Genomic DNA, 3,712 nt, shown 5'->3' on the forward strand with positions numbered 1-3,712 from the left:
TAGATATGTCAAACAATCTAATCTAGCTTTGTTGATTTTGATCTGTGAATTTATTTTTTCAAACAATTTCGTATATTCGTGTTGACTCTCCATAATTGATAAATTTTGTATGTCGAAATTCAAATTTAATCAATTTCATGGAGAGTCATTTTTTTGTCATATACTTAGATTGTTTCTAATAAGCTACATGGGAATGGGATTCCTTTTTTAAAAATTAATAATAACTATCCTTATTTTAATATTTAAAAAAATGTATTTCAAAATAAAAATTAAATCAAAGTAAAATGAAAAATTTATACATAATGGTATTATTTTCATTCATGTCAACTGTGACACTAGCTAAGAAGTATCAAGGTGCTATCTATGATGAAAATAATAAGCCATTAGAATTTGTAAATGTAGTAGTATCCAGTATTAATGGAGAATTTATTACAGGAACTATTACTGATTCAACTGGCAACTTTACTGTAGAAGTTGATAAGTATGAAAAATTTATAGTTGAACTTAGTTTCATTGGGTATAAGTCCAAAACAATAGAAGTTACTTCAAAAAGTAGTAACACTCTAGGAGATATTACTCTATATGAGAATAGTGTAGAACTAGAAGGGGTTGAAGTATTTGGCAAGAAACCAATAATAAGTCAAAAGGTAGATAGAGTGGTATTTAATATTGAAAATTCTACTCTAGAGTTTGGAGAAGATGGTATGAGTGTTCTCAAGCAAACTCCTGGGATATTAGTATCTGATGATAAAATTTCAATTGTTGGAAAAAGTCAAGTCAAAGTGCTGATTAATGATCGGTTAGTTATGCTTAGTGGCAACGATTTAACTGAATACTTATCTACGTTATCCTCAAATGAAATAAAGGAGATTGAAGTAATAAAGATACCACCTTCAAAGTATAGTTCAGAAGGGAATAGTGGATTAATAAATATAAAGTTAAAAGAGAGTAAATCTGATTCTTTTAATGGTTATATCAATTCAACCTATAAGCGAGCGTCCAATAATTCGTATTTTAATGGAGCAGGTATCAATTACAAAAAGAATAAGTTTTCAGCTTTTGCCTACTTAAATGCAGGAGTTTCTGACCGTTTAGTAACGGAGGATAATAATATCTATTATCCAACAAATAAATGGGAATCCAGATCTAATATTAATTATTTAAGTAATTATATATCAGAGCGTTTAGGGATGGATTACCAATTGAGTGAGAATACCACAGTGGGTGTACAGTATAAAGGGTCAATGAGCAAACAAGGAGATACTGGATTCACGAGAACAACCATCATTGATAATAATGAAAGCCTAAACTCGATACTTAAAACGGATAATAGTTTAGATGGTAGCTCAAATTATCATTCTTTGAATGCTCATATGATAACAAAGTTTGATTCGTCTAAAAAAAGTTTATCGATAGATGTAGATTATTATTCGAAAAATACATCCAAAGACAATAAAAGCATCACAACAAATACAAGTGATTATGTAAATACTATTGATAATAGTAATAGTCAAAACGTGGATGTATTTACAGCACAAGCGGACTTTATTTTTCCTTATGATAATTTTAATCTCAATTTTGGCTCAAAAGTATCATCCATTTCAAATAACAGTTCACTTTATCAGTTATACATTGATAATGAGCATAATGAAGAACAACTGAATAACTACTCTTATAATGAGAATATGCAATCAGTATATGCAAGTTTTGATACTGAATTTGATAAATGGACATTTAAGATGGGGCTGAGGTTAGAGAATACAATGATTAATAGTTTATCGAAGTCATTAGATGAAAGCTATGACTATAATTATCTTAAGTTGTTCCCTACATTTTTCACCATGTATACTATTAATGATGAGAATAGCTTGTCAGCTGGATATGGAAGAAGAATAAATAGACCTTCCTATAAGAACTTAAATCCCTATAGATGGTACTATAATCCCTATTCATATGCAGAGGGAAATCCATACTTGAAGCCTTATTATATTGATAATGTAGAGATTACTCATACGTATGATAATAATTTATCCTCTTCATTATATTTTTCAAATACTACAGATGGAGTAGATCAAATTACCTTAACAGATAAGGACTCAGAAATACAAGCCACAGTATTGGATAACTTTTTAAATGAAAGGGCAATAGGTTTTACGCAGTCAGTGAGTTTTGATTATCTCGGGTTTGTTTCAAGTTATATTCAATACAATATAAACTATACATTAGTGTATTCTGACAGGCCAGAAACAGTCGATAAACAATCAGGGTATAATTACTCTGTCTCAATTGATAATACATTCAATTTAAACAAAAAGAAAACATTACTGGGAGAAGTGAATTTTTGGTATTCTTCTCCAAGCGTTAGTGGGGTAGATTATATTCTTGAAAACTATTCTTTAGATCTAGGACTTAAATACTCTTTTGAAAAAATCAGTTTATCGTTGAAGGCATTAGATATTTTAAAGACGAATAATTATATCATTGAGAGTAATGTAAATAATATCAGGCAAGAATATAGTAACTATTACGATAGCAGACAGTTACGATTATCCTTGAGGTACACATTCGGTTCTGATAAAATTAGAAGTAACCGTAAGAAATATAGTAACTCAGATGAAGTGAAAAGGAGTTATTAATCGTAAATATTTCGAGCTGATTCTTTTCTATTTATATAAATCTATTACTCTACTCATCGATAAAAATAAAAGTATCATGAAGTTAAAATCGATTCAAGCTTTAGAACCTTTAGAAAACGGGGGACTAAATGAAATAACTGGAGCATGGAATGCTTTAGAGAACACAATAAAAGAAGATATCAAACAAGACGATTTAGATCTGTCACAAATAATTTAAAGAAACTATGAAATTTCAATCTATTAAAGACTTCGAGGAGTTGAACTCAGAAGCATTAGAAATCATTACAGGAGGTAATATCGCTGCAGAGTGTAGTAAAAAACGAGATGTAGATACCAAGCATCACGATGCCTTAGAATCAATGTCATAAACTTAAATATATAAAACTATGAAATTCCAATCTATTAAAGACTTCGAGGAGTTGAACTCAGAAGCATTAGAAATCATTACAGGAGGTAATATCGCTGCAGAGTGTAGTAAAAAACGAGATGTAGATACCAAGCATCACGATGCCTTAGAATCAATGTCATAAACTTAAAATATATAAACTATGAAATTTCAATCTATTAAAGACTTCGAGGAGTTAAACACAGAAGCATTAAAAGTCATCACAGGTGGAAATATTGCAGCAGAGTGCAGTAAAAAAGGAGATTCAGATTCAGAACACAGTGATATAGCATCAGAATTTTAATAAAACTTAATCATACAAAAATGAAAAAACAATCAATTAAGAACCTGGAGGAGTTAAACTCGGAATCATTAGAGGTGATCACAGGCGGCAGTTTTGCCACAGAGTGCAGTAAGAAAAATGATGTAGACTCAGAGCATCATGATACATCATCAATTCAATAATCAAAAAAAGTAAAGAACCATGAAAAAGGAATCTATCAAAAACATCGAGGAGTTAAACTCAGAATCATTAGAAGTAATCACAGGTGGCAGTTTTGCGACAGAGTGTAGTAAGAAAAAGGGGTAATGGATGATTTAGGTTGATTCTTTGTTATATGTATATGAGACATTACAAAGAAATACGTTGTCCTCACTGTGAAGGCAACGATATAGTGAAAAATGGTCATAG

6 protein-coding genes are annotated in these 3,712 nt (G+C 30.3%); all 6 read left to right on the top strand.

Features of this window, described 5'->3' with window-relative positions:
* The first annotated feature begins 284 nt into the window (after nt 1-284).
* The 6 genes from HHU12_RS33265 to HHU12_RS33290 all read left to right on the top strand — a co-directional run bounded on the left by HHU12_RS33265 (nt 285) and on the right by HHU12_RS33290 (nt 3,486).
* Nucleotides 285-2,636: a TonB-dependent receptor domain-containing protein gene (locus HHU12_RS33265; protein ID WP_169661035.1), complete on the top strand. Its 2,352-nt coding sequence runs from the start codon at nt 285-287 to the stop codon at nt 2,634-2,636.
* Nucleotides 2,637-2,712: 76 nt separating this feature from the next.
* Complete coding sequence (locus HHU12_RS33270) at nt 2,713-2,853, top strand: hypothetical protein (RefSeq protein ID WP_169661036.1); 141 nt, start codon at nt 2,713-2,715, stop codon at nt 2,851-2,853.
* A gap of 7 nt (nt 2,854-2,860) precedes the next feature.
* Complete coding sequence (locus HHU12_RS33275; RefSeq protein ID WP_169661037.1) at nt 2,861-3,004, top strand: ComC/BlpC family leader-containing pheromone/bacteriocin; 144 nt, start codon at nt 2,861-2,863, stop codon at nt 3,002-3,004.
* Between the two features lie 18 nt (nt 3,005-3,022).
* A complete protein-coding gene (locus HHU12_RS33280) occupies nt 3,023-3,166 on the top strand; it encodes a ComC/BlpC family leader-containing pheromone/bacteriocin (protein WP_169661037.1) in 144 nt (47 codons plus the stop codon).
* A gap of 18 nt (nt 3,167-3,184) precedes the next feature.
* A complete protein-coding gene (locus HHU12_RS33285; protein ID WP_169661038.1) occupies nt 3,185-3,325 on the top strand; it encodes a ComC/BlpC family leader-containing pheromone/bacteriocin in 141 nt (46 codons plus the stop codon).
* 20 nt (nt 3,326-3,345) lie between these two features.
* A complete protein-coding gene (locus tag HHU12_RS33290) occupies nt 3,346-3,486 on the top strand; it encodes a ComC/BlpC family leader-containing pheromone/bacteriocin (protein WP_169661039.1) in 141 nt (46 codons plus the stop codon).
* The last annotated feature ends 226 nt before the right edge of the window (nt 3,487-3,712 follow it).

Origin of the sequence: Flammeovirga aprica JL-4 (genome assembly GCF_012844305.1) — a bacterium.
Classification (GTDB): domain Bacteria; phylum Bacteroidota; class Bacteroidia; order Cytophagales; family Flammeovirgaceae; genus Flammeovirga; species Flammeovirga aprica.